At 42.0% G+C, this 459-nt stretch carries 1 pseudogene; it reads left to right on the forward strand.

Annotation, left to right across the window (positions count from 1 at the left end):
* Window positions 1-459: pseudogene (locus BBG47_RS28445) on the forward strand (hypothetical protein); the annotation flags it as partial.

Here is a 459-nt window from a genome sequence, read left to right on the forward strand (position 1 = left end):
GTTCAGATCGACCAGAAGCTGGCGGCCAAGCTGCAAAAAGCGGTAAAGCAATTCGCGGAGAAAGAGATAAAGTTGCAGGAGGCTGCCGAGACTACATTTGCTACAGATGCAAAGGTTACATCGATTGATGGAAAATATGTCGTCTACTTCGATTATAAAAAAGGAGAAGTAAGGCAGATCGACGGAACGATCCCAATCGATAAAATCAGCAAACAGGATCAGGAGAAGATCCTGAAAGCACTGAAAAGTGCATACGCGAAGAAAACATACGTCCTTGATAAAGAAGTGGTTCTGAGTCGCCTTTATGATGGTAAAAATGAAAAATTAAAAGATGATTATTTTTCGTATTGGTTGACAGGGAAGGATTTTGAGGCACATTGGGAAGCATCGGGTAAGGCGGAATTTGAGAGTAGAGTTTTAATAAAGCTTGCCAAGGAAGAGCTCGATTCAAAGTCGCTG

The organism is Paenibacillus sp. KS1 (assembly GCF_001680695.1).
In the GTDB taxonomy this organism is placed as follows: domain Bacteria; phylum Bacillota; class Bacilli; order Paenibacillales; family Paenibacillaceae; genus Paenibacillus_B; species Paenibacillus_B suaedae.